Origin of the sequence: Flavobacterium sp. NG2 (genome assembly GCF_034119845.1) — a bacterium.
Classification (GTDB): Bacteria; Bacteroidota; Bacteroidia; order Flavobacteriales; family Flavobacteriaceae; genus Flavobacterium.
Map to the genome: position 1 here is coordinate 120,255 of NZ_CP139420.1, position 21,655 is coordinate 141,909.

Genomic DNA, 21,655 nt, shown 5'->3' on the forward strand with positions numbered 1-21,655 from the left:
TTTTTCTAATACAATTAGGAATTATTTATTAAATCAATCTGATAAACATCTTTAATAAATTGTTTCATTTTGTCGACATCAGAGCCACAATGTTTTTTTATTTCATAAATTTTAGCATCAACTAAAGTTCTATACCACCAACCCTGTAGAAAGTGCCATAAAAAACCTTCTTTACCATCCAAAAATCCTAATCTAAAAACGTATCTATAAACAAAGTAGGTGAATGATCTAAGAAAAAGAGGTGATTTAACATATTTTAATTTTACACGTCTTTTCACAGAAGCTTGATTCGATAATTTAACTTCCTGACTAGCTCCAATCAAATTATATTCAATATCCAACAAATCAATAGCTTCACGTATAGAATAACCATTATGTTTTGTTGTCCACCATGCAATTGAATTTAAATTATCATCTGCAAAACCATTTTCAAACTTTACTGAATTCCCTTCAAATAATTCAATATGTTCGTCCATCCATCTATTCTCCGATCTTGCTTTACCAGTTCTAAAAATCCTTAGCATAAATATTTGCCCTAAACCATACTTCATATGCCTACCCATAAAAACCCTCTTTAATGGTAATTCGACACCTGTGGTTTCAGGTTTTAATAATTCTAAGTTGTCTATTAATTCCTGTTTTGTGCCTTCTAATAAATATTCATCAGCATCTAGTCTCAATACCCAATCAGTAGTAATATTACAATTACCTAATCCCCAATTAAATTGTGTTGCATAATTAATCCATTTATTGGAAAAATAATCAACCTGATTTTCCTTAGCTATTTGTTCTGTTCCATCTGTTGAAAAAGAATCTACAATAATAATTCTTTCACATACATCTTTTATTGAATTGATACAGCGTTGTAAATGAATTTCTTCATTATAGGTCAAAATAATCGCCGTTAGTGATGGAGTATTATTCATTATTAAGTATTCTTTTTTTAATAAATTTTGCGGGGTTACCCCCAACTATTGACCAGTTTTCAACATTCTTATAGACACAGGCATTAGCCCCAACAACAGCTCCTTGACCAACGGTAACTCCCATCCCAACAAAAGCTGCTGCTCCAATCCAAACTTGGTCTTCAATAACAATAGGAGCATGTATTAAGGGGTTATGAGATAATTGAACATCATGAGAGGCGGAACACAAATAAGTTTTTTGAGAAACAGTTGAATGAGCTCCTATTCTAATTTTATCAACATTATAACAATCAACTTCCGGAGCCAAACATGAATAAGCATCCATTTCTAAATTCCAAGGCATATAGATTTTAACACTTGAATATACTACAGCCGTTCTATGAACCTTAGCCCCAAATAACCGCAATAGAAATAATTTCCAAGAATTGCAAAAGCTTCTAGGTAATGGTCTTGCCAGTAACATCCAAGTTATAGACCATAATAAACGTGCTAGTTGGTTTTTTCTACTAATAGCATTTTGATACTTCGATAAATCTATTAAATTATTTTCCATTATTTTAAATATACAAAATCTGGTTTTTCTCCTTTGTGTAAAAGCCACTGATATAATTTCAAAAACTTATCGCCCACTGAATCAATAGAATAGTTTTTCTCAATAAGCATTCTTCCTCTTTTTCCAATTTCCTGCAATTCTTTTTCTTCCATTTTCATTAACAAAGTCATAGAATCTAGTAGATTTTCATCAACTAGCTCGATCCATTTCCCTGCACTATACGTTTCTAATTCTTCCCAGGGTGTCCCCATAGTTGTAATAACCGGAAGACCTGAAGCTAAAGCTTCAGCCACAACTATTCCAAAATTTTCACTGTAAGATGGCAATACAAACAAACTAGCACTATGATAAGTTGCAATTTTATCCTTTCCAAATTTAGGTCCCACAATCTTAATCTCTTTTTGTAGACTCTGTATTTTTATAATTTGGTTTAGTTGTTCAATATAGACTAATTCTCCATTACCTGCTATCTCTAGTTCCCAATTCTGTCTAATATTTGAATCTATTTGAGCCCACACTTTAATTAGATATTCTATACCTTTTTGCTCATGAATTCTCGACAAAAAAAGAACTTTTCGTTTACCTTTTATTACACTGTTATTCTTTAATGGATATTCATTTAAATCAATTCCATTTGGAATAATTGCAATAGGATTAGTATATCCTAAAGCTCGAAAATTATTCATTTCCTTTTTTGCTGTAGCATGTAGACATGTAGCTAATTTCAAATCTTTATGTTGATAAATTTTTAAAGCTAAATACTTTTTCCAATAAGACTTATTGTTTAATGAAATAGGATCGAGGCAACCATGTACAGACAAGACATAGGGCATTTTTTTCATTCTAGCCACTTTCGCCATCTGATGTACAGAAAGCCCCCATAATCCATTCCCATGAAAAAGGTGAGTAAGTGAGTTCTTTAAACTTTTTTTTAAACTCCTTGAGTATCCTATTTTATTAAAAAAATGGAATTTAACTTTTACTTTTGAATTAAAATCATATGGTAACTCAGATTGCAATGTCTCTAGTGTTAATTCAACATTTTGATTTTTACTTAGTCTATTTAATAATAAACGTATATACTCGGCAGGTCCACCCGTTGATTTATCTATTGAAGATATGCAATGTGTTATTTTCATATTAAAAATACGACAAGTAAAAATTCACTTCTATTATATATATTTTACAAAGAACTCTAAAAACAATTTTTTTTATAATCAAAAGACTGTTTTTCAATTAAGTTAATTTCCATGGTGCAATGGGTCTCTTTTGATTCTCATAAATATGTCCCATTATTCTAGAGAAATAATCACTTCCTTTCTTAGCTGATAAACTCACATCTGCCCAACTTTTAATCCCCATCCTTTTGGTTTTATCAATTGGCAACTCAATTAAATAATCATTTAAAACCTCTTTAAAATTATTCTTTTGGTTACTAAACACTCTCCCTATTTGAGGCTTAATTAAACAACTAGCACCTGCATTTTCACTTACCAAAACAGGAGTCCCAACATGTACAGCTTCATTCACTACTGCACCCCATCCATCAAAAATACTAGGTAAAATAAGTAAATCCGCATCAAAAATATACTTATTTACATCTTGGTTTGGAACTCCCCCAATATATTTAATTATTTTATTATTTTTTATTAAATTCATTAGATCATTTTCTAATGGACCAATTCCTATAATTTCAAAACTATCAATTTTATCCGCTAAAAGTAAAACATCTTGAACTATTGGTAATATATTTTTGCGAATATCAATACTACCTACAAATAACAATTTTGGTTTTGTCCTAATATTTTTTATTTTCTCAAAAGAAGTATTATTTTCAGTGAAGTAAATCCAATCAAAAATAATATCTGAATTAAATCCAACTTTCTTATAACAGTCAATTGCATTATCACTAATTGCTAATATAAAATCAATTTTACTTCGATATTTAATGGCTAATAATTTGTATTTAATAAATCTTAACTTCCCTTTAATTCCTAAAGTATTAAAGGGTTCTAACATAACACCAATATTTAAGCTTAAACCAATAGCAATTTTAAAAACACTGGCAGGCAAGGGAAAAGAATCAATCCCAGTAAAAACGTGAATTGCTCCTTTTATTGCTAATAATTCTTTTATTTGTACTTCTTGTGGACTAACAATAACCTTAGTATTACCAAAATCTGGAACTAACCAACCATGTTTTTGTCTTTCTACATTAAGACTTTCCTCAACCACTAGAACTACCTTATTATTTATAGACAAGTTTCTAATGAATGCAGACTGATGAATACTCAATATGTTTTGCCAAAAAATATAATCCATATTTTATTAATTACTGATTCAAAATAGTTTTGTAGACAGAATAATACTTTTTAGCAATTTCTTCTGGAGAAAAACGTTTTACATTTTGAATTCCTCTTTCTATTAATTGTTCTCTAAGATGAGCATTGTCTTTTATTTCTTTGAGAGCTTTTTTAATTTCTTCAACATTATACGGATCAACTAATATTGCAGCATCCCCTGCAACGTAAGGCATTGAAGCTATATTACTTGTAACAACTGGTCTCCCTACTGCATTTGCTTCCAAAATAGGCACTCCAAACCCCTCGTACTCAGAGGCAAAAAATAAAACATCACATTTCTTATAACATTCAAAAACTTCTTCACGTGTCAAATTAAATCTCCATTCATAACTAATATTATAAGCATCTAATTTCTTTTTAATAGAATCATCTGGACTTCTTAATAATAATAATTGGAATGAAGTCCCTTTAATGGCCTCTATCAATCTATTCAAATTTTTTGTATCGTCAGACCCTATTTGCAATATAATTGGATTAGTAACATTAAAAGTATATGGACAGTAATAAAAATCTAAGGGAGCAGGATTAGGAATCACTACTATCTTATCTGGATTAATTTTACACGTTTCTATAATTTTTCTTTTAGTAAAATCAGATATGGTTGTAATTTGTTCAACCTTTTTAAAAGGTAAAGTAAGCCAAAAAAATTTAAAGAGTTTTCTTTTAATGACACTTCCACCGAATCCTCTATCAATAGGTCCTAAATCGTGAATTGTTACTACTGTTTTTTTTGACTTTAAAAAGAGAGCAATAATATGAATGTCACCAGTAATATGATTGATATCTCCTTGGAAATGTCTCGCTTTAAAATAAGACTGGAATCTTTTAAATTTTTGTGTACATATAAAGTCAGTGTGCCATACATCCGAAGGCATACTTTTTTTTATAATATCAAAAACAGCCTCTATACTATTAGCACTTTCATTCTTTGGTCTATAAAAATAAGTAACTTTCACCTTTTAAATTATTTTTCACACATTACTAATTGAATAACTGATTTTATTGTCTCAATATTTGAATATCCCGAACTCTTACAACGTTGATATCCATTCTCAGCAATCATTTTGCGAGTTTCTTCATTCTCTAAATAAAACTTACATTTTTCGAGTAATTCTGCAGGACTAGAAAAAAATGAAGCTTCTTTATCTTCTTCAAATAAAGCTAAATGTTCATTAGTTCTTTCTGCTAACATAAATCCTCCACATGCAGGTATCTCCATAGTTCGAGTAGTTTGCAAATCCAGATTCATTTTTCTCAAAAAACATAAATTAATTTTGAACGCTTTTAATGCTTTACAATAATCCTCACTATACAACCCTTTACCTTCTATAGTAAGGTTAGGAAATTTATCTTTGTACTGGATCCAAGATCCCGTTCCCCAAACCCTCACCTTTAAACCATTTTTGGCTAAATAAAGAATTATTCGAGCTCTATCCTCCTCCCAAGATCCTATAAAACCAATATCTCCTCCTAAAACATCCTGTTCTTTAACAGTAATTTCTCTAGGATAATGAAAATCATCCTGAAAAGCATTATTGACAAACAAAACTTTATTTGCACCTAGTTTTTTTAAATCATTAACTGCATATGATTTTGTAGTAACATATGCATCATAATAAGGTAATGAATGTATAAAATCATAGGACTGATTATGTTTTTGAGTCATTTCGTCAGGTGAATAACCTACGATTTTAATATTCGGATTGAATTCTTTTATTCGTTTTAAAGTTTTGGCTTTAATCCCCATCCCTTTATCAATCCAAACTAGATCAAACGTCCCTTTAATTACAGTTTGTATAACTTTATTATTGAATACACTGGTATGCCTATACGGAATTTTAATGCCAAATTTAAAAATTAAATTTATTACTCGGTTTATCAAACTAAAACGAATTACAGTATCTATACTTTCAACCTCTCCAATTTCACACAATACATTTTGACGATGTAAAGCTGTATTAGAATTTCCATAATCAGAAAAATTACCAATAGACAAAATTCTAAGCATTTTTTATATTTAATTTAAATTTATATATTTTATACATATAGACAAAGGATAACAAAAATAACATCCCTTTAATCCAACCATTTAATTGCCCTACAAATTCCTCTTCCATTTTTATAAAAGAAATATAAAATAAAGGATATAAAATTAAAACAAGAGTATTCCCTTGCTCACTAATCATTTTATATAAATAATTATTTAGCAAGCATAATGCACGACCAAACAAGAACATAAACACCCAAGAACCAAAAACACCAAATTCAGCATAGGCAATCCCAAAAGGATTAATCCCTACAGAAACATCTTCTGGAAGTAAATTTCCAGTATAACGGGTATAATTAGTATGAGTATCAATATCTTTTTTACTTGGAAAAAGTACTCTAGGAACTATTGAATTTGTAAAGTCAGAAAGAAACTGCGTCCCAAAAGTATGTGGATAGTGGTCAGGAACATAATCATATATTTGTGCAATGGTAGAACCTGCACTAGCTCTTTCACTAAAAGAATACCCATCATTTTCTCTTTCATTTTCGAATACCGAATCAATAAAAAGCTCCAAACTAAAACCTCTTGAATCACCAACCCATACTAAAGACCTGTAAGCTGTTTTTACCGTATTTAAAAAACTAATAACAAAAAAACCAAAAATTAACACTAACAAAACTTGCTTTTTATTTAAATTAAAGAGGGTTGGAATAAAAACAAATAACAACATTCCTGACAAAATGAATTCAGCAAAAACAGTTGTTCTAATCGCAACATTTAAAAAAAGTAAAAAATAGATAATAGGATATATTAAGTATTTCTTTTTTTCTTTATATAACAAAACAATAGAGAAAACATAACCTACACTAGTTATTAGATTTAAAATCAAATCAAAACTAAAAGACTTATAAGTTGTTAGAATTTTAAAACAAATACCTAACAACATTATTCCTTTTAATAATAGAAAATTTTTCCTATTACCTATAAATAATACGATGCTATTTTTCTTAAATATTATCCTTTTTCTCCCCAAATTACATGCATAATAAAATGAAAGAATCCCCCCTCCCATTATTAACAAATATTCTTGTAAATTCGAGAGGTTTTTATCCATCATAGGTAAAATGAATAATTGCAGAACAGTAACAAAAAAAATAACTTCAAAAACAGCAAACTCTTGAGTTATTTTAGAAATAAAAGTACGAATAACAATGAATGACAAACCAACTGCAAATATTTTATACAAAAATAAATTATTAGACAACAACAATAATAAGCTTATCATTGTCAGTAAAATGGAAATTTGGTACTTATTGTTTTTCAATTTTTTTTTATTTATTACTACTAAAATTATGACTGAATTATGATTGGATTAAAAGTAACTGCACATAAATATACGAACCAACAATTATTTTGATTCCTATATCGTTTTTACACGCTTTCTTTCAAATACTAATCTTTTTAAATTTAAAACGGTTGCTTTATCATAAGAAAAGATAACCAACATATAGAAAATTGGATATACAAACACTGAAAACACAAAATTTAAGTAGAGTGACATTTCAACATTTTCCCTTAGGTAGAAAAACAGTAACACTGTAACAAATCCTATTAAAAAATATTTTATTATTGGTTGCAAAACGGCTCTAGCCGAGATATTATATTTTTTAAAAGACATCACAATCAAAAAAATACTAGATACATTATGAAGCGTAACAGCTATCGCTGCACCTTTCTCTTTTAAAAAAAAAGTAAAAGGAACTATTAAAGCAATAAATAATAGAGTATTATAGCTTGAATATTTAGCTTGTAATTTAAAATCTCCTTTTAGGCGCAATGCAACTTCCCATATTGAAGAAATCACTTTAAACCCAATAGCAAAGGATAATATTTCTGTTAATTGAATAGTATCTCCCCATTTATCAGATAAAAAAATTAATATTAATGGTTTTGTAGCTAATATTTGCCAAAAAGCAAAAGGCATCCCAACAAATGATAAATATTTAAGAATAATCAATAGTGTATTCTTTTGCTCTTCAAATTGATTTTTAGGTATTTTATTTAATGTTGGATAAAGTACAGGAACTATACTTCCTACAACAAATCCAATAGCTTGAATACTGAATGTAAATGCCATATAGTAAATTCCTACTACTGACTTAGTAGCAATAAGCCCCAATATTAATACATCTGATTGTTGTATAACTCTTTGATTAAATGAATTTGCAAAACCATAAAAACTATTTACTACAATAACCCTCCACTTTGAAAGTTTAAATGAAATATTAAATTTTAAATTAGATAATTTTAAGCAATAGAAGTATTGTGTGTAGGATATAATAACAATTGGAATTACAAAACTATATATTCCAAAATGAAGTAAAGCGAAAACTATAGTTAAAAGATTAGTTGCAATACTTGAATAGATTTGGATAAGAGATAACGTTTTAAACTGAAGATTAATTCTTAGTTTCGCATCTGGTAAAACATTAAAAGTATTTGGAAATATAGATAATGAAAAAATAAAAATTAAATACATAATTTCATTATCATCATATAATATACCACCTATCACTCCCCCTAAAAGACATAAAACGAATGTAATAATTGATAGAATGGTAAGAATAGAAGTAGAATTCTGAAAAAACAAATCAAAAGATTTTTCTTTCTTAATTAAAACATCCGTTAACCCAAAATTTTGAAGAATAGTAATAAAACTAGTAATAGTAAACATTAATCCAATCTTACCGAAATCACTAGGCAATAAAATCCAAGCAAGAACTAATTGTGAAAAAATATTTACTATTTTATTCCCTATTGAATTGATTATAGTCCATACAATTCCTTTTTTTATATTATTCTTTATTTCTATAGACATTTTTTTTATTTGGTAATAAAAATTAAGGTAAACTTAAAAACGATAATAGTTTTTATTAAATTTATGTACAACAGAATTAAATATTAATTTTTTAACAACATAACCTCTAACTTTTGAAGTATTTTTTTCTGTTAAAAAATATATTAAGTATGAAATAATACATATTAAAAAAACAAATAAAATAAGCCCCAACCAATTATAAAGATTAGCAGTAGTTAATCGTTGACTAGGAAACATCTGATTACAGTAATTTTCAAAAAAGGTAATAACAGGACTATGAATTGCATACATTGTAAATGAAAAATCTGCAATAATTTTGAAGTAATATAAATTCTTATTTACCTTTTTCTTCCTATTTAACCATAAAACGATCAAAACACAAAAATATAAGCCCAATAGGTAATCTGTAAAAATAGATTCAAAATAATTACAAAATAAAATAAATGGAGCTAAAAAAAGCATCCAAAAAACATATAAATAATTCTTTTTCAAAATACTATACTTCGGCACTAAAGGGATAACACATCCTAATAACCATATAGGGAAAAGAATCATTATTTTTGGAACTAATATAGAAAAAAGAATAAGACATCCTATAATCACAATATATTTACAAATATTATTTTTTAATCTTAAATAACATAATATTACTATTAAAAACATAATATAGTACCAAAATTCATAAGCTAAACTCCATAGAGGTCCATTACTCCCATATACTGGAACTAGTATGGTTTGCATAAAAAAAACATTTCCAATAAAAGTTTTTAGAGAAACATCTAAATTCATATTTTTTAATATGTATGTATAATCTAGTATCCCACCAAAAATTAATGCTGGTATTAAAACAACATACATCCTAGTAAGTCTTTTTGATAAATATTCAAAACCGGAAAAATAACCAGAAGCAACTTTTGATATTGAAATCCCTCCAACTAAAAAACCGCTCAATACAAAAAAAACAATTACACATTGATGACCTATTCTAGTAAAAGCAAATAATATAAAATTAAATATATTTTTAGAATTTTCTTCTAGCTCATTAAATGACATAAAATAACTCCCCCTAAAATGCCCTATCAACACCATAAGAGCAGCAACAGCTCTACTAATATCTAATTTTTGCGAAGCATATTCTGATATATTAAATTTAGTACTCATCAATATTATGAAGGTAAAGTTTAATTAATTTTTAAATAACACTTTTGACAAATCGTCATTATAATCTACCTCTCCCTCGAAAACATTTTCATAATCTTTAAATAATTTCACTCGATGTGTCCCAGGAAACCATATAGTATTATTTCTGCCCAAATAAGAAGCCCATAAACTAAAAGTACTATTTGAAGCAATAAGAATTTTACTTTGTGACAATGACAGTAAATCTGAAATAGCAGATCCACCAGAAACTCTTTCAACATTTGGTAATACTAATATGTCTCTTAATTGATCTTCATTACCGTCTGAAAAAACCTTTACTAGTAAATTTTCATTAAATTTAGTTCGAATTTTATCAATAATTTCAATATACCATTGCAAGGGCAATCTACAACTAAAAGCTCCATCTCGTATTTCTTGTTCATCTTGTGGAAGATAAAAATCTCCAAGTCTAATATGGACAGCAATATGATCCGATTTATTAATACTACCCACTACTAAATGAGAAGGCTCTACAATTTTATACAATTCCTTTTTTACAATCTCATAATCATCAATAATGTCAGTCATTTGATCAGACATACCTTCAAAATTTATAACTTTCCACCATTTACCTTCAAAAATCGTATTAGAATTAACTTCTTTCTCTTTAATTTTTTTTGAAAAAAGAAGTAGCAAAAATTTCTTAAAACCTTTAATGTTCTTTGATAAAAAAATCCCCTTATATGTGCGTTTATCTATCTCTCCTCGTATATAAGTTCCTATTTTATACGTTGACCAAGTAGGGTCAATAATTTCTAAATTATTTTTTTTTGCAAAAATTACAGCTCTAGCCCAAGGAAACAATATGTTTCCTAGACCAGCTCCACCAATCCTAAAACCGAGAAAATCGGTACTGCATAACTTTACATTAACAAATACTTTACTCATTGTACCTTCCTAAAAAAATTCAACAATTATTCAATATTACTTACTTATTTTTTTTAGCAATCTCCAAATCACTAGCTACCATTTCCTTCACTAATCCCGCCAAATCGTATTGAGGTTTCCAACCCAATTGTGTTTTAGACTTAGTAGGGTCTCCAATTAACAAATCTACTTCGGTTGGGCGGTAATATTGAGGATCTACACGTACCACTACAGTACCTACTGCTAACTGATAGTCTGGATTATTACAAGCTATAACCTTAGCAATTTCATTTTCATTTTCACCTTCAAAAGCCAATTCCATTCCTACCTCAGCAAATGACAAACGCACAAAATCACGGATATAAGTCGTTACTCCAGTAGCAATTACATAATCTTCGGCTTTGTCTTGCTGTAAGATTCTCCACATGGCCTCTACATAATCCTTGGCATGTCCCCAGTCTCTTTGAGAGTTTAAGTTTCCTAAGTACAAGCAGTCCTGTTTTCCTAATGCAATAGCCGCCGTTGCCATCGTGATTTTACGGGTTACAAAAGTCTCCCCGCGTCTTGGTGATTCGTGGTTGAATAAGATTCCGTTACAAGCATACATATCATAAGCTTCACGGTAGTTTTTGGTAATCCAAAATCCATAAATTTTAGCCACACCATAAGGCGAACGTGGATAAAATGGAGAGTTCTCATCATAAAAACCTTTTTCGTTTTTGTTTTCAGCTAAACCTCCATATAATTCAGAAGTAGAAGCTTGATAGATTCTGGTTTTCTTTTCAAGACCCAAAATACGTACGGCTTCTAAAATACGTAGTGTTCCTAAACCATCCACATTACCCACATATTCCGGAGAATCAAAAGACACTTTCACATGTGACATTGCCCCAAGGTTGTAAATTTCATCCGGTTGTACCTCCTGAATAATTCGAATTAAGTTCGTCGAATCCGTCAAATCCCCATAATGCAATTTAAAATTCACATGATTCTCATGTTGGTCCACATACAAATGGTCAATTCTCTGCGTATTGAATGAGGAAGCACGGCGTTTCACACCATGAACCATATATCCTTTTTCTAATAATAATTCAGCTAAATAAGAACCATCTTGACCTGTGATTCCTGTAACTAATGCTGTTTTTTGCTTGGTATTCATATTCGTTATTTCTTTATTTCGTTATTGTTGTTTTTGAAAATGGTTATTTGGTTATATGGTTAATTGGTTATATGGTTAATTGGTTAAGGGGTTAAGGGGTTAACTGGTTATTTGGTTAATTGGTTAATTGGTTAAGGGGTTAACTGGTTAATTGTTTAAATCTTTATCGATTAACACTCTTCTCAACGATTAAACCCTAAACGATTAACCGATTAAACTTTTTCTCAACGATTAACCAATTAAACTTTTCTCTAAACGGTTAAACCCTAAACAATTAACCAATTAAACTTTCCCGAAACAATTAACCGATTAAACTTTTCTCTAAACGATTAAACTCTAAACAATTAACCAATTAAACTCTAAACAACTAACCGATTAAACAGTTAAACCTTCTTCTTCAAAACCTCTTTATTGTTAATTTGATATTTATATAGTGCATTCAATTTATTCAAAATAGAATCTAATTGAATTCTGAGTGTTGTATATTTCTCTTCTTCAATATAATCCATATCTAAAGCAGTATTCAAGTGGTCTATCGTTTCTAGCCCGCTGGAATAAGAAATATTGGTAAAATGAGCTTGATCAAAATTAGAAGCTCTTCCTGAACCCTCCGCCAAATTAGCTGAAATACTCGATGACGACCTATTGATTTGGCTAATCAACTCAAATCGCTCTTCTTTTGGAAACAACCGACTTGTTTTTTTGATATCAATTTTAAACTTCCTTGCCAACTGATATACTTCTAATTTTTCAAATGAATAGATATGATATTTCATGTTGTTGTTATTTGGTTAATTGGTTATTCGGTTATTTGGTTAACTGGTTAATTGGTTATTCGATTATTTGGTTAACTGGTTAATCGATTAAACCCTAAACGATTAACCTTTCTCTAAACGATTAAACTCTAAAAGACTAAAATTTGGTTAATTGGTTAACTGGTTAATCGGTTAAACCCTAAACGATTAAACTCTAAACGATTAACCTTTCTCTAAACGATTAAACGATTAACCTTTTTCTAACCGATTAACCTTTTCCTAACCGATAAACCCAAAAACTACATCTTCACTTCTTTAAACCTGTCTATATTCTCTAAAAACCATTTATACGTTAACGTAATTCCTTTGTCAAGCGCTACTTCGTGTTTCCAGCCTAGGGCATGCATTTTTGAAATATCCATTAACTTGCGTGGTGTCCCATCAGGTTTTGAGGCATCCCAAATGATTTCACCTTGATGACCCACTGCTTTTTGAATCGTTTCAGCCAAATGCTTGATGGTTAAATCCTCTCCTGTACCTACATTATATAAGTGCTCTGGCAATCTATTTTCTAAAGCAAAAACAACTGCTTGAGCCATATCATCTACAAAAAGAAATTCACGCATAGGAGTTCCGCTTCCCCAAAGACTAACAGGGGCATGATTATTTTCCTTAGCTTCATGAAACTTACGAATCATTGCTGGTAACACATGCGAACTGGTTAAATCAAAATTATCGTGAATACCATATAAATTAGTAGGCATCAAACTCACATAATCTTTATTGAATTGTTTGCGTATCGCTTCACAGGCTTTTACTCCCGAAATTTTAGCGATAGCATACCATTCATTGGTAGGCTCTAAAGTATCGGTTAGTAAATAATCTTCCTTCAAAGGTTGAGGCGCAAATTTGGGATAAATACAAGAACTTCCTAAGAAAATAAACTTCTCAATACCTGCTTGTAGAGCCGAATCAATTAAATTATTTTGGATTAACATATTCTCCATCAAAAATTGATACGGATAATTATTGTTGGCCAAAATACCTCCCACTTTGGCTGCAGCATCAATAACAACCTCAGGCTTTTCGGTAGCAATAAAGTCTTTGACCGCTTGCTGGTTTCTTAAATCCAATTCTTTACTAGAGGCTCCTATCAAATTTTGATATCCTTTGGCTGATAATGCTCTCCAAATTGCACTACCCACCATGCCTTTATGCCCAGCAATATAAATTTTAGTTTCTTTATTCATTGTTTTCTTACTCTTTTAATTATAAAAAAAAGCGCTGTTAAACCTCAAACATCTTGTGCAATCCCACGGCTTCGCCGTTCACACTCCCATTTTTAAGAGCTGAAACGGATATTTTTTTTGCGGCAAATATAGTTAGTTTATCTCGGTTAATCCCAAAAAAAAACAAACTCGTTTGAACAACTTGGTGATTTTCAAAACACCACCATCTTCATCTTGCTTTGAATCAAGACAAAGCAAAAAAAATATCACTAAACAAAGTGATATCTTAACGTTAAGTTTACATGAATTAATTCAATAGTACCGATTGCTCTTTTTCTAAAGCATTGTAAACATATTTTACATCTTGCGACGATTTCTTTTTTAAGATTAAATTCGCATCATCGGTAAAAACGAAAATAGTATCCTTAGTTCCAACAAAAGCCGTAAACTTATTGGTCCCAATAGCCATATTACCATTTTCATCAACAGGATGTCCTTTTGATTTTAAATAATCATAAACCGATTCAAAAGAACCTAAATCAGACCAAATAAAAGAAGAAGCTACTACTTTAATCTTTTTACTGCGTTCCATTACCGCATAATCTACACTAATGGATGGAATATTTAACGAAAGTTCTAAATCCAACTCCCCTTCTTTATTATTTTCCCAAGCTATTTTTGATTTTTCATACACATCAGGCTGAAAAGCTTTTAGCTCATCCAAAAACACACTAGCTTTAAAACAGAACATGCCACTATTCCACAAGAAATTACCTTTTGCAATAAAATTCATCGCTGTAATTTGGTTTGGTTTTTCTCTAAAAGAAATTACCACATCTCCTTTACGTTCAATATAACCATAACCCGTTTCAGGCTTTGTAGGACTAATTCCAAAAGTTACGATAAAACCATTGTCTGCTTTTTCGATAGCTTCTTGTATGGCTTCCTCATATTTATCCATAGCATCAATAATATGATCCGAAGGAGTAACAATCAAAATATCATCTGGTTGCGAAGCAAAAGCTGCAAAAGCAATTGCCGCAGCCGTATTTCTTGGCGTTGATTCCACAATATTCACATAAGGAATTGCCGCTTTTTCCATCACTTTTTTACTCAAGTGACAGTTATCAACATTCCCTACCACCATCATCTTATCGGCAATAGCACGGTTTCGTTCCACTGTTAATTCAAACAATGATTTCCCTTCAAAAAGGTTTAAATACTGTTTCGGTTGACTCTTTCGCGAAAGCGGCCATAAACGACTCCCTATTCCTCCTGTAAGGATAACATGTGTGATTGATTTTTTGTTTTCCATATTCTTTTTATAAATTTTAAAATATCTTAGCTCAACTAAGACTCCTATTATTTCTTAATTCAATTATGATTATCTTTTTCTCATTAAAATCAAAATACTCGAAGTGACGAATATGTCGTATTATTTAGCACCGTCAGTTCGAGTGATTTTGAAAGTAGCGCTTCTCGATACATTTTGATTTATTCAAAATCCTACTCTTATTCAAAATTTTTCAAATCAAAACACTCGAAGTGACGCACATATCCTCTTATCTATAACCCGTCAGTTCGAGTGATTTTGAAAGTAGCGCTAGCGGTTTTCAAAATTGTATCGAGAACCCGTCAGTTCGAGTGATTTTGAAAGTAGCGCTAGCGGTTTTCAAAATTGTATCGAGAACCCCGTCAGTTCGAGTGATTTTGAAAGTAGCGCTAGCGGTTTTCAAAATTGTATCGAGAACCCCGTCAGTTCGAGTGATTTTGAAAATAGCGACAGCGGTTTTCAAAATTGTATCGAGAACCCCGTCAGTTCGAGTGATTTTGAAAATAGCGACAGCGGTTTTCAAAATTGTATCGAGAACCCCGTCATATATTATTACAATCGTCCATCAACTCCTTCTTTCAATACGCCCTTAACATCATACAACACAGACTTCTCTTTTCTAAACTGCACTAAGTCCATATTCAAAAAATCAGTATGTGCCACCCCTAAAACTAGGGCATCAAATTTATGATTAGGCACACTAGCTGTTGTTTGAATTTTATATTCGTGCATGACTTCTTCTGGATTTGCTAAAGGATCGAAAACCGTTACATTAACTCCATATTCTTTTAATGCATGTATCAAATCCACTATTTTAGTATTGCGAACATCAGGACAATTTTCTTTAAAAGTGATGCCCAACATTAACAAATCGGCCTCATTAACAGTGATTCCTTTTTTAATCATCAACTTCACTATTTGAGAAGCCACATATTCCCCCATGCTATCATTTAGTCTCCTTCCTCCAAGAATAATTTCAGGATGATACCCTATTTCTTGTGCTTTTTGTGCCAAATAATACGGGTCGACACCGATACAATGCCCACCCACTAAACCAGGCTTAAAAGGTAAAAAATTCCATTTGGTTCCCGCAGCTGCCAAAACTTCATGCGTATCAATATTCATCAAATTGAATATTTTAGCCAATTCATTGACAAAGGCAATATTAATATCGCGTTGCGAATTTTCAATAACCTTAGCTGCTTCGGCCACTTTTATACTTGGAGCCAAATATGTCCCCGCAGTAATTACAGACAAATATAATTCATTCACTTTTTGTCCTACTTCAGGAGTTGAACCCGAAGTCACTTTTAATATTTTATCAACCGTATGCTCTTTATCTCCAGGATTGATTCTTTCTGGAGAATAACCCGCAAAAAAATCTTGATTGAATGTCAAACCCGAAATCTTTTCTAAAACCGGTACACATTCTTCTTCAGTTACTCCGGGATAAACTGTTGATTCATAAATAACAGTATCTCCTTTTTTCAAAACCTGAGCCACCGTTTCAGATGACTTATACAAAGGAGTCAAATCAGGTCTGTTATTCTTGTCTACAGGTGTAGGAACTGTCACTATATAATAATTACAATCCTCGATATCAGTAATCCTTGACGAACAGTACAAACCCGTCTTTAAAGTACTTTCTTCGTTCAAACAAGGATTTTTATCCAAAAGCACCCCTTGCAGCACCTCATTGCTAATTTCGAGTGTACTATCAATACCAGAACGCAATTCATCAATTCGATTTTGGTTAATATCAAAACCAACTACAGCATATTTCGTAGCAAAAAGTCTCGCCAAAGGCAAACCAACATATCCTAAACCAATAACCGCAATCTTAATCTCTGAATTCATTCTGTTTTTTTATCGTCTTTAAATCAACACTTTTATAAAAAAGCGAAAATACTGTTTTATATATTATTACTATAAAATGATTGCAGATTTTTGATTAACGAATTTTAATTCATGATGTGCTTAACCCTGAAAATCGTCAGATTTTTATTTGCTAATAAACTCTAAAATCAAAAATCGTTATTTTATTCACAATCTCTTCCAACTCCCAACTTCTAACTTCTAACCTCCTTATACTGTTTATCATAATAAGACGCATAGGCCCCAGAAGTCACGTTTTTCAACCAATCTGTGTTATTCAAATACCAATTAACCGTCAGCTCTAATCCTTGTTCAAAGGTCACTGATGGCTCCCAACCCAATTTTTCTTTAATCTTGGATGCATCAATAGCATAACGTAAATCATGCCCCGGTCTATCTTTTACATATGTAATCAATTTTTCGGACTCTCCTGCTTCACGTTCTAACTTAACGTCCATAATCCCACATAACAAACGAACCAAATCGATGTTTTTCCATTCGTTAAATCCACCAATATTATAAGTCTCATGATTCACTCCTTGATGAAAAACCATATCAATAGCACGAGCGTGATCTACAACAAAAAGCCAATCTCTAGTATAATTACCATCTCCATAAACGGGCAATGGTTTATGATTAATGATATTATTAATAAACAAAGGAATTAATTTTTCAGGAAAATGATTTGGCCCGTAATTATTGGAACAATTCGTCAACACATAAGGCAAACCATAAGTCTCTCCATAAGCTCTCACAAAATGGTCTGAGCTCGCTTTTGAAGCTGAGTATGGCGAATTAGGATCATAGGCGGTTGTCTCAGTAAATAATCCTTCAGCGCCCAAAGAACCATAAACCTCGTCAGTGCTGATATGATAAAAACGTTTACCCTCATAGTTATCCCCCCAAATCGCTCGAGAAGCATTCAACAAATTAACCGTTCCAATAACATTCGTTTTCACAAAAGCCATCGGGTCTTCGATAGAACGATCCACATGCGACTCCGCAGCTAAATTAATCACGCCATCAAATTGGTGTTTTTGAAACAAACTAGAAATAAATTGTTCATCACTAATATCCCCTTTAATAAAGGTATAATTAGATGCATTTTCAATATCTACTAGATTCTCCAGATTCCCCGCATAAGTCAAGGCATCCAAATTATAAATTTGATAATTACTGTATTTCGTAACAAAAAGTCTAACTACATGAGACCCTATAAATCCTGCCCCTCCAGTAATAAGTATTTTTTTCATTTTTATTTATTTTTTTATTTTATATACTATGCATATTGCCTTCAAAGGTATAATTTATCAAAAAAAAGAATGATTTCAATTACAACCAAAAGGTCAAAATTAAGCAAATGTCAGTCTGAGCCTGTTGAAGACTTCTGTTAAGACACATTTGGACAAGCTCAATGTGACAATCAGAACAATATTCGATATAAAACCAATTACATCCACCGTGTTAATTTTTTGTACTCAAATCCATCTTCAAGACACAACCCAACGACTCCAAAACAAGAACACAATATGTTTTATTGACTTCTTTAATAGTGGCTTCTTGATCTAAAAAAGGTCCTGACTCTAATTTTATTTTATCCCCAATTTGATATGGCAATACACTAATATCAAATCCATCTGGTTTTGCTAACCATTTTTTAATCGTATTGATTTCTTCATCCCGAACAATGGCAGGTTTCCCTAACCAAAACAAATAACGAACGGCACCAACAGATTGAAAAACCAAGTTTCTATCAGCCTCATCTAAACGAACAAAAACATAGGAGTTAAACAACGGAACTTCGACTTTTTTCTTTCTGTCTGACCATTGTCTTATTTTTACCATCAAAGGACAATAGCATTCAATTCCTAATTTCACTAATTGCTCTGCAACTTTCTTCTCCCACTTCGGTTTTGTATACACTACATACCAATTCATCCTCTTTTTTGTTTTGAAAAATCAATCTAAATCAATCTTTGTTTTAACTTCTTAGGTGTAATTATTAACAACGTCAGTTCGAGTGTTTTTTGTGTAGTAAAACGGAACAAAAAATGTATCGAGAACCATTTTAATAATTATTCTCAACAAACTTTCTTCAACAACAATCAACTAAGAACCAACAGACTGATAAACAAATCCTATTTTTTCCATTTCAGCACGATTCAACACATTTCGACCATCAAAAACAAAAGCTGGTTTTTGCATGGAATTATAAATCCTTATCCAATCGTAAGTTACAAACTCATCCCATTCTGTTAGTACCGCAATCGCATGGGCATTAGCACAAGCTTCATACGGACTTGGAACAACTGTTAGTTTTTCTTTATTTTTATCAGCAGTTCTGGTATCCAAATAATTCAAATCAGTAAGCACTTTATCAGCCTCTACCTTTGGATCAAATACTGCTATATTGGCTTGCTCGTTAATCAAATCATCAGCCACATATATAGCCGCCGATTCTCTTGTATCATTAGTATCTTTCTTAAATGCCCAACCTAAAAAAGCAATTTTTTTATCGGCTACTGTATTATAAAGGGTTTGGACTATTTTACTAGAAAAACGTCTTTTTTGATGGTCATTCATGATAATCACTTGCTCCCAATAATCGGCTACTTCATTCAATCCATACGATTTAGCGATATAGACTAAATTCAAAATGTCTTTTTGAAAACAAGAACCTCCAAAACCTACTGAAGATTTCAAAAATTTTGGTCCAATACGGCTATCCATTCCAATAGCTCTAGCGACCTCATTTACATCGGCACCTGTTTTCTCACAAAGTTCAGACATGGCGTTAATCGAAGAAATTCGCTGTGCTAAAAAGGCGTTGGCTGTCAATTTTGACAATTCCGAAGACCATACATTCGTCGTTAATATTTTATCCTCTGACACCCAATTAGCATAAACATCAACCAAAGATTGTATTGCATCCTGTCCTTCAACAGAAGTATCCCCACCAATTAGTATTCGATCAGGAAACAACAAATCAGTAACGGCTGTTCCTTCTGCCAAGAACTCCGGATTAGATAAAATTTGAAATTGAACACCATTACCCGTATTATCTAAAATACTTTTGATGGCCTCTGCCGTTCTAACCGGTAAAGTAGATTTTTCTACAACAATTTTATTGTCTTTAGCCACTTTTGCAATTTGTCGAGCACACAACTCTATATATTTCAAGTCGGCCGCCATTCCCTTCCCTTTTCCAAAGGTTTTAGTTGGCGTATTCACTGAGATAAAAATCAATTGTGCTTCATCGATAGCAGCATCTACATCAGTTGAAAAAAATAAATTTCTTCCTCTAGCCTCGGCTACAATATCAGAAAGTCCAGGCTCATAAATAGGAATTTTTTCGACATTCTTATCATTCCAAGCTGCTATTCTATTTTCGTTCAAATCGACAACCGTCACTTGTATATGTGGACATTTTTGAGCTATAATTGCCATAGTAGGCCCTCCCACATATCCCGCTCCGATACAACAAATTTTTGTAATTTTCATTCTTCCGTTTTTCTATTCCCTTCTTTCTGTTCTCTTTATTTTCTCAAATTATCCCAATACCAAGCAACTGCTTCTTGCAATCCTTTTTGTAAGGAATACTGAGGTTGGTACCCCAATAATGTCTTAGCTTTTTCAATACTAGCCAACGAATGCGGAATATCTCCTGCTCTGTTGGGACCATACTCAATAGCAACTTCAGCTATTCGACTATCATATTTTGACAAATATTCTTTAAGATAACCTACCAAATCCTTTAAAGTATTTCTATCTCCATAAGCGGTATTATAAACCGTATTGACGGCCAACTCATTCTTAGTTGTAATAGCCAGCTCATTCATCAAAATCACATTATCGATATAAGTAAAGTCTCTAGAATAATTACCATCACCATTAATTACAGGGCTTTGCAACTGCATGAGTTGCATAACAAACTTTGGAATTACCGCTGCATAAGCCCCATTTGGGTCTTGCTTTCTACCAAAGACATTAAAATAGCGTAATCCAATGGTTTCCATACCGTAGGTTTTACTGAAAATTTCAGCATAGAGTTCATTGACATACTTTGTAATGGCATAAGGCGATAATGGTTTCCCTATTACTTCTTCCACCTTTGGCAATCCTTCTGAATCCCCATAAGTTGAAGAACTAGCTGCATAGATAAATCTTTTCACTTTAGCATCTCTTGCTGCTGTAAGCATATTCAAAAATCCAGAAACATTAACATCATTAGTAGTCACAGGATCCTTTATAGAACGCGGAACCGAACCTAAAGCAGCCTGATGCAAAACATAATCGACCCCTGTAGCCGCTTCTTCACAATCTTTTTGATTGCGAATATCACCAACTATTAATCGGAAATTCTTATGATTCTCAAAATCTTTTAAATTATGCCTATGCCCAGTCGAAAAATTATCTAAGCAAACCACACGGTAGCCTTTTGCTAAAAAATGCTCACATAAATTTGAACCAATGAAGCCCGCTCCACCAGTAATCAATAATGTCATATTCAATTCTACCTCCATCTTA

19 protein-coding genes are annotated in these 21,655 nt (G+C 31.5%); all 19 read right to left on the reverse strand.

The window, feature by feature from the left end; translation table 11 throughout:
- Positions 1-14: 14 nt before the first annotated feature.
- The 19 genes from SLW70_RS00525 to SLW70_RS00615 all read right to left on the reverse strand — a co-directional run bounded on the left by SLW70_RS00525 (position 15) and on the right by SLW70_RS00615 (position 21,651).
- Positions 15-971, reverse strand: coding sequence for a glycosyltransferase family 2 protein (locus SLW70_RS00525; protein WP_320889915.1), 957 nt, complete (start codon positions 969-971; stop codon positions 15-17).
- Positions 919-1,479 carry a DapH/DapD/GlmU-related protein gene (locus SLW70_RS00530; RefSeq protein WP_320889916.1) on the reverse strand — a complete coding sequence of 187 codons (561 nt, stop codon included), beginning with the start codon at positions 1,477-1,479 and terminating at the stop codon, positions 919-921. The genes SLW70_RS00525 and SLW70_RS00530 overlap by 53 nt, the downstream gene beginning before the upstream one ends.
- Complete coding sequence (locus tag SLW70_RS00535; protein WP_320889917.1) at positions 1,479-2,618, reverse strand: glycosyltransferase; 1,140 nt, start codon at positions 2,616-2,618, stop codon at positions 1,479-1,481. The genes SLW70_RS00530 and SLW70_RS00535 overlap by 1 nt, the downstream gene beginning before the upstream one ends.
- A gap of 97 nt (positions 2,619-2,715) precedes the next feature.
- Positions 2,716-3,801, reverse strand: a complete 1,086-nt coding sequence (locus SLW70_RS00540; protein ID WP_320889918.1) for a glycosyltransferase family 4 protein — start codon at positions 3,799-3,801, stop codon at positions 2,716-2,718.
- Positions 3,802-3,811: 10 nt separating this feature from the next.
- Complete coding sequence (locus SLW70_RS00545) at positions 3,812-4,798, reverse strand: glycosyltransferase family 1 protein (RefSeq protein ID WP_320889919.1); 987 nt, start codon at positions 4,796-4,798, stop codon at positions 3,812-3,814.
- Positions 4,799-4,806: 8 nt separating this feature from the next.
- The gene (locus tag SLW70_RS00550) at positions 4,807-5,724 is read right to left on the reverse strand and encodes a glycosyltransferase (protein WP_320889920.1); all 918 of its coding nucleotides are present in this window, start codon (positions 5,722-5,724) and stop codon (positions 4,807-4,809) included.
- Positions 5,725-5,842: 118 nt separating this feature from the next.
- Positions 5,843-7,156: a hypothetical protein gene (locus SLW70_RS00555; RefSeq protein WP_320889921.1), complete on the reverse strand. Its 1,314-nt coding sequence runs from the start codon at positions 7,154-7,156 to the stop codon at positions 5,843-5,845.
- Between the two features lie 96 nt (positions 7,157-7,252).
- Entirely contained in the window at positions 7,253-8,710 is a 1,458-nt protein-coding gene (locus SLW70_RS00560) for an oligosaccharide flippase family protein (RefSeq protein ID WP_320889922.1), read from the reverse strand.
- Positions 8,711-8,743: 33 nt separating this feature from the next.
- Positions 8,744-9,871, reverse strand: coding sequence for an acyltransferase (locus SLW70_RS00565; RefSeq protein ID WP_320889923.1), 1,128 nt, complete (start codon positions 9,869-9,871; stop codon positions 8,744-8,746).
- 24 nt (positions 9,872-9,895) lie between these two features.
- Positions 9,896-10,798 carry an alpha-1,2-fucosyltransferase gene (locus SLW70_RS00570; RefSeq protein ID WP_320889925.1) on the reverse strand — a complete coding sequence of 301 codons (903 nt, stop codon included), beginning with the start codon at positions 10,796-10,798 and terminating at the stop codon, positions 9,896-9,898.
- A 40-nt stretch (positions 10,799-10,838) separates the two neighbouring features.
- Positions 10,839-11,936, reverse strand: a complete 1,098-nt coding sequence (gmd, locus tag SLW70_RS00575) for a GDP-mannose 4,6-dehydratase (RefSeq protein WP_320889926.1) — start codon at positions 11,934-11,936, stop codon at positions 10,839-10,841.
- A 383-nt stretch (positions 11,937-12,319) separates the two neighbouring features.
- Positions 12,320-12,712, reverse strand: coding sequence for a four helix bundle protein (locus SLW70_RS00580; RefSeq protein ID WP_320889927.1), 393 nt, complete (start codon positions 12,710-12,712; stop codon positions 12,320-12,322).
- A gap of 278 nt (positions 12,713-12,990) precedes the next feature.
- Complete coding sequence (locus SLW70_RS00585) at positions 12,991-13,941, reverse strand: GDP-L-fucose synthase (RefSeq protein ID WP_320889928.1); 951 nt, start codon at positions 13,939-13,941, stop codon at positions 12,991-12,993.
- Positions 13,942-14,227: 286 nt separating this feature from the next.
- Positions 14,228-15,235: a mannose-1-phosphate guanylyltransferase gene (locus SLW70_RS00590; protein ID WP_320889929.1), complete on the reverse strand. Its 1,008-nt coding sequence runs from the start codon at positions 15,233-15,235 to the stop codon at positions 14,228-14,230.
- Between the two features lie 570 nt (positions 15,236-15,805).
- Positions 15,806-17,110 carry a nucleotide sugar dehydrogenase gene (locus SLW70_RS00595; protein ID WP_320889930.1) on the reverse strand — a complete coding sequence of 435 codons (1,305 nt, stop codon included), beginning with the start codon at positions 17,108-17,110 and terminating at the stop codon, positions 15,806-15,808.
- Positions 17,111-17,322: 212 nt separating this feature from the next.
- Positions 17,323-18,381, reverse strand: a complete 1,059-nt coding sequence (gene rfbB, locus SLW70_RS00600) for a dTDP-glucose 4,6-dehydratase (protein WP_320889931.1) — start codon at positions 18,379-18,381, stop codon at positions 17,323-17,325.
- Positions 18,382-18,592: 211 nt separating this feature from the next.
- A complete protein-coding gene (locus SLW70_RS00605) occupies positions 18,593-19,066 on the reverse strand; it encodes a UpxY family transcription antiterminator (RefSeq protein WP_320889932.1) in 474 nt (157 codons plus the stop codon).
- A gap of 171 nt (positions 19,067-19,237) precedes the next feature.
- On the reverse strand, positions 19,238-20,629 hold the full coding sequence (locus tag SLW70_RS00610; protein ID WP_320889933.1) for a nucleotide sugar dehydrogenase: 1,392 nt from the start codon (positions 20,627-20,629) through the stop codon (positions 19,238-19,240).
- Positions 20,630-20,664: 35 nt separating this feature from the next.
- Positions 20,665-21,651: an SDR family oxidoreductase gene (locus SLW70_RS00615; protein WP_320889934.1), complete on the reverse strand. Its 987-nt coding sequence runs from the start codon at positions 21,649-21,651 to the stop codon at positions 20,665-20,667.
- Positions 21,652-21,655 lie beyond the last annotated feature (4 nt).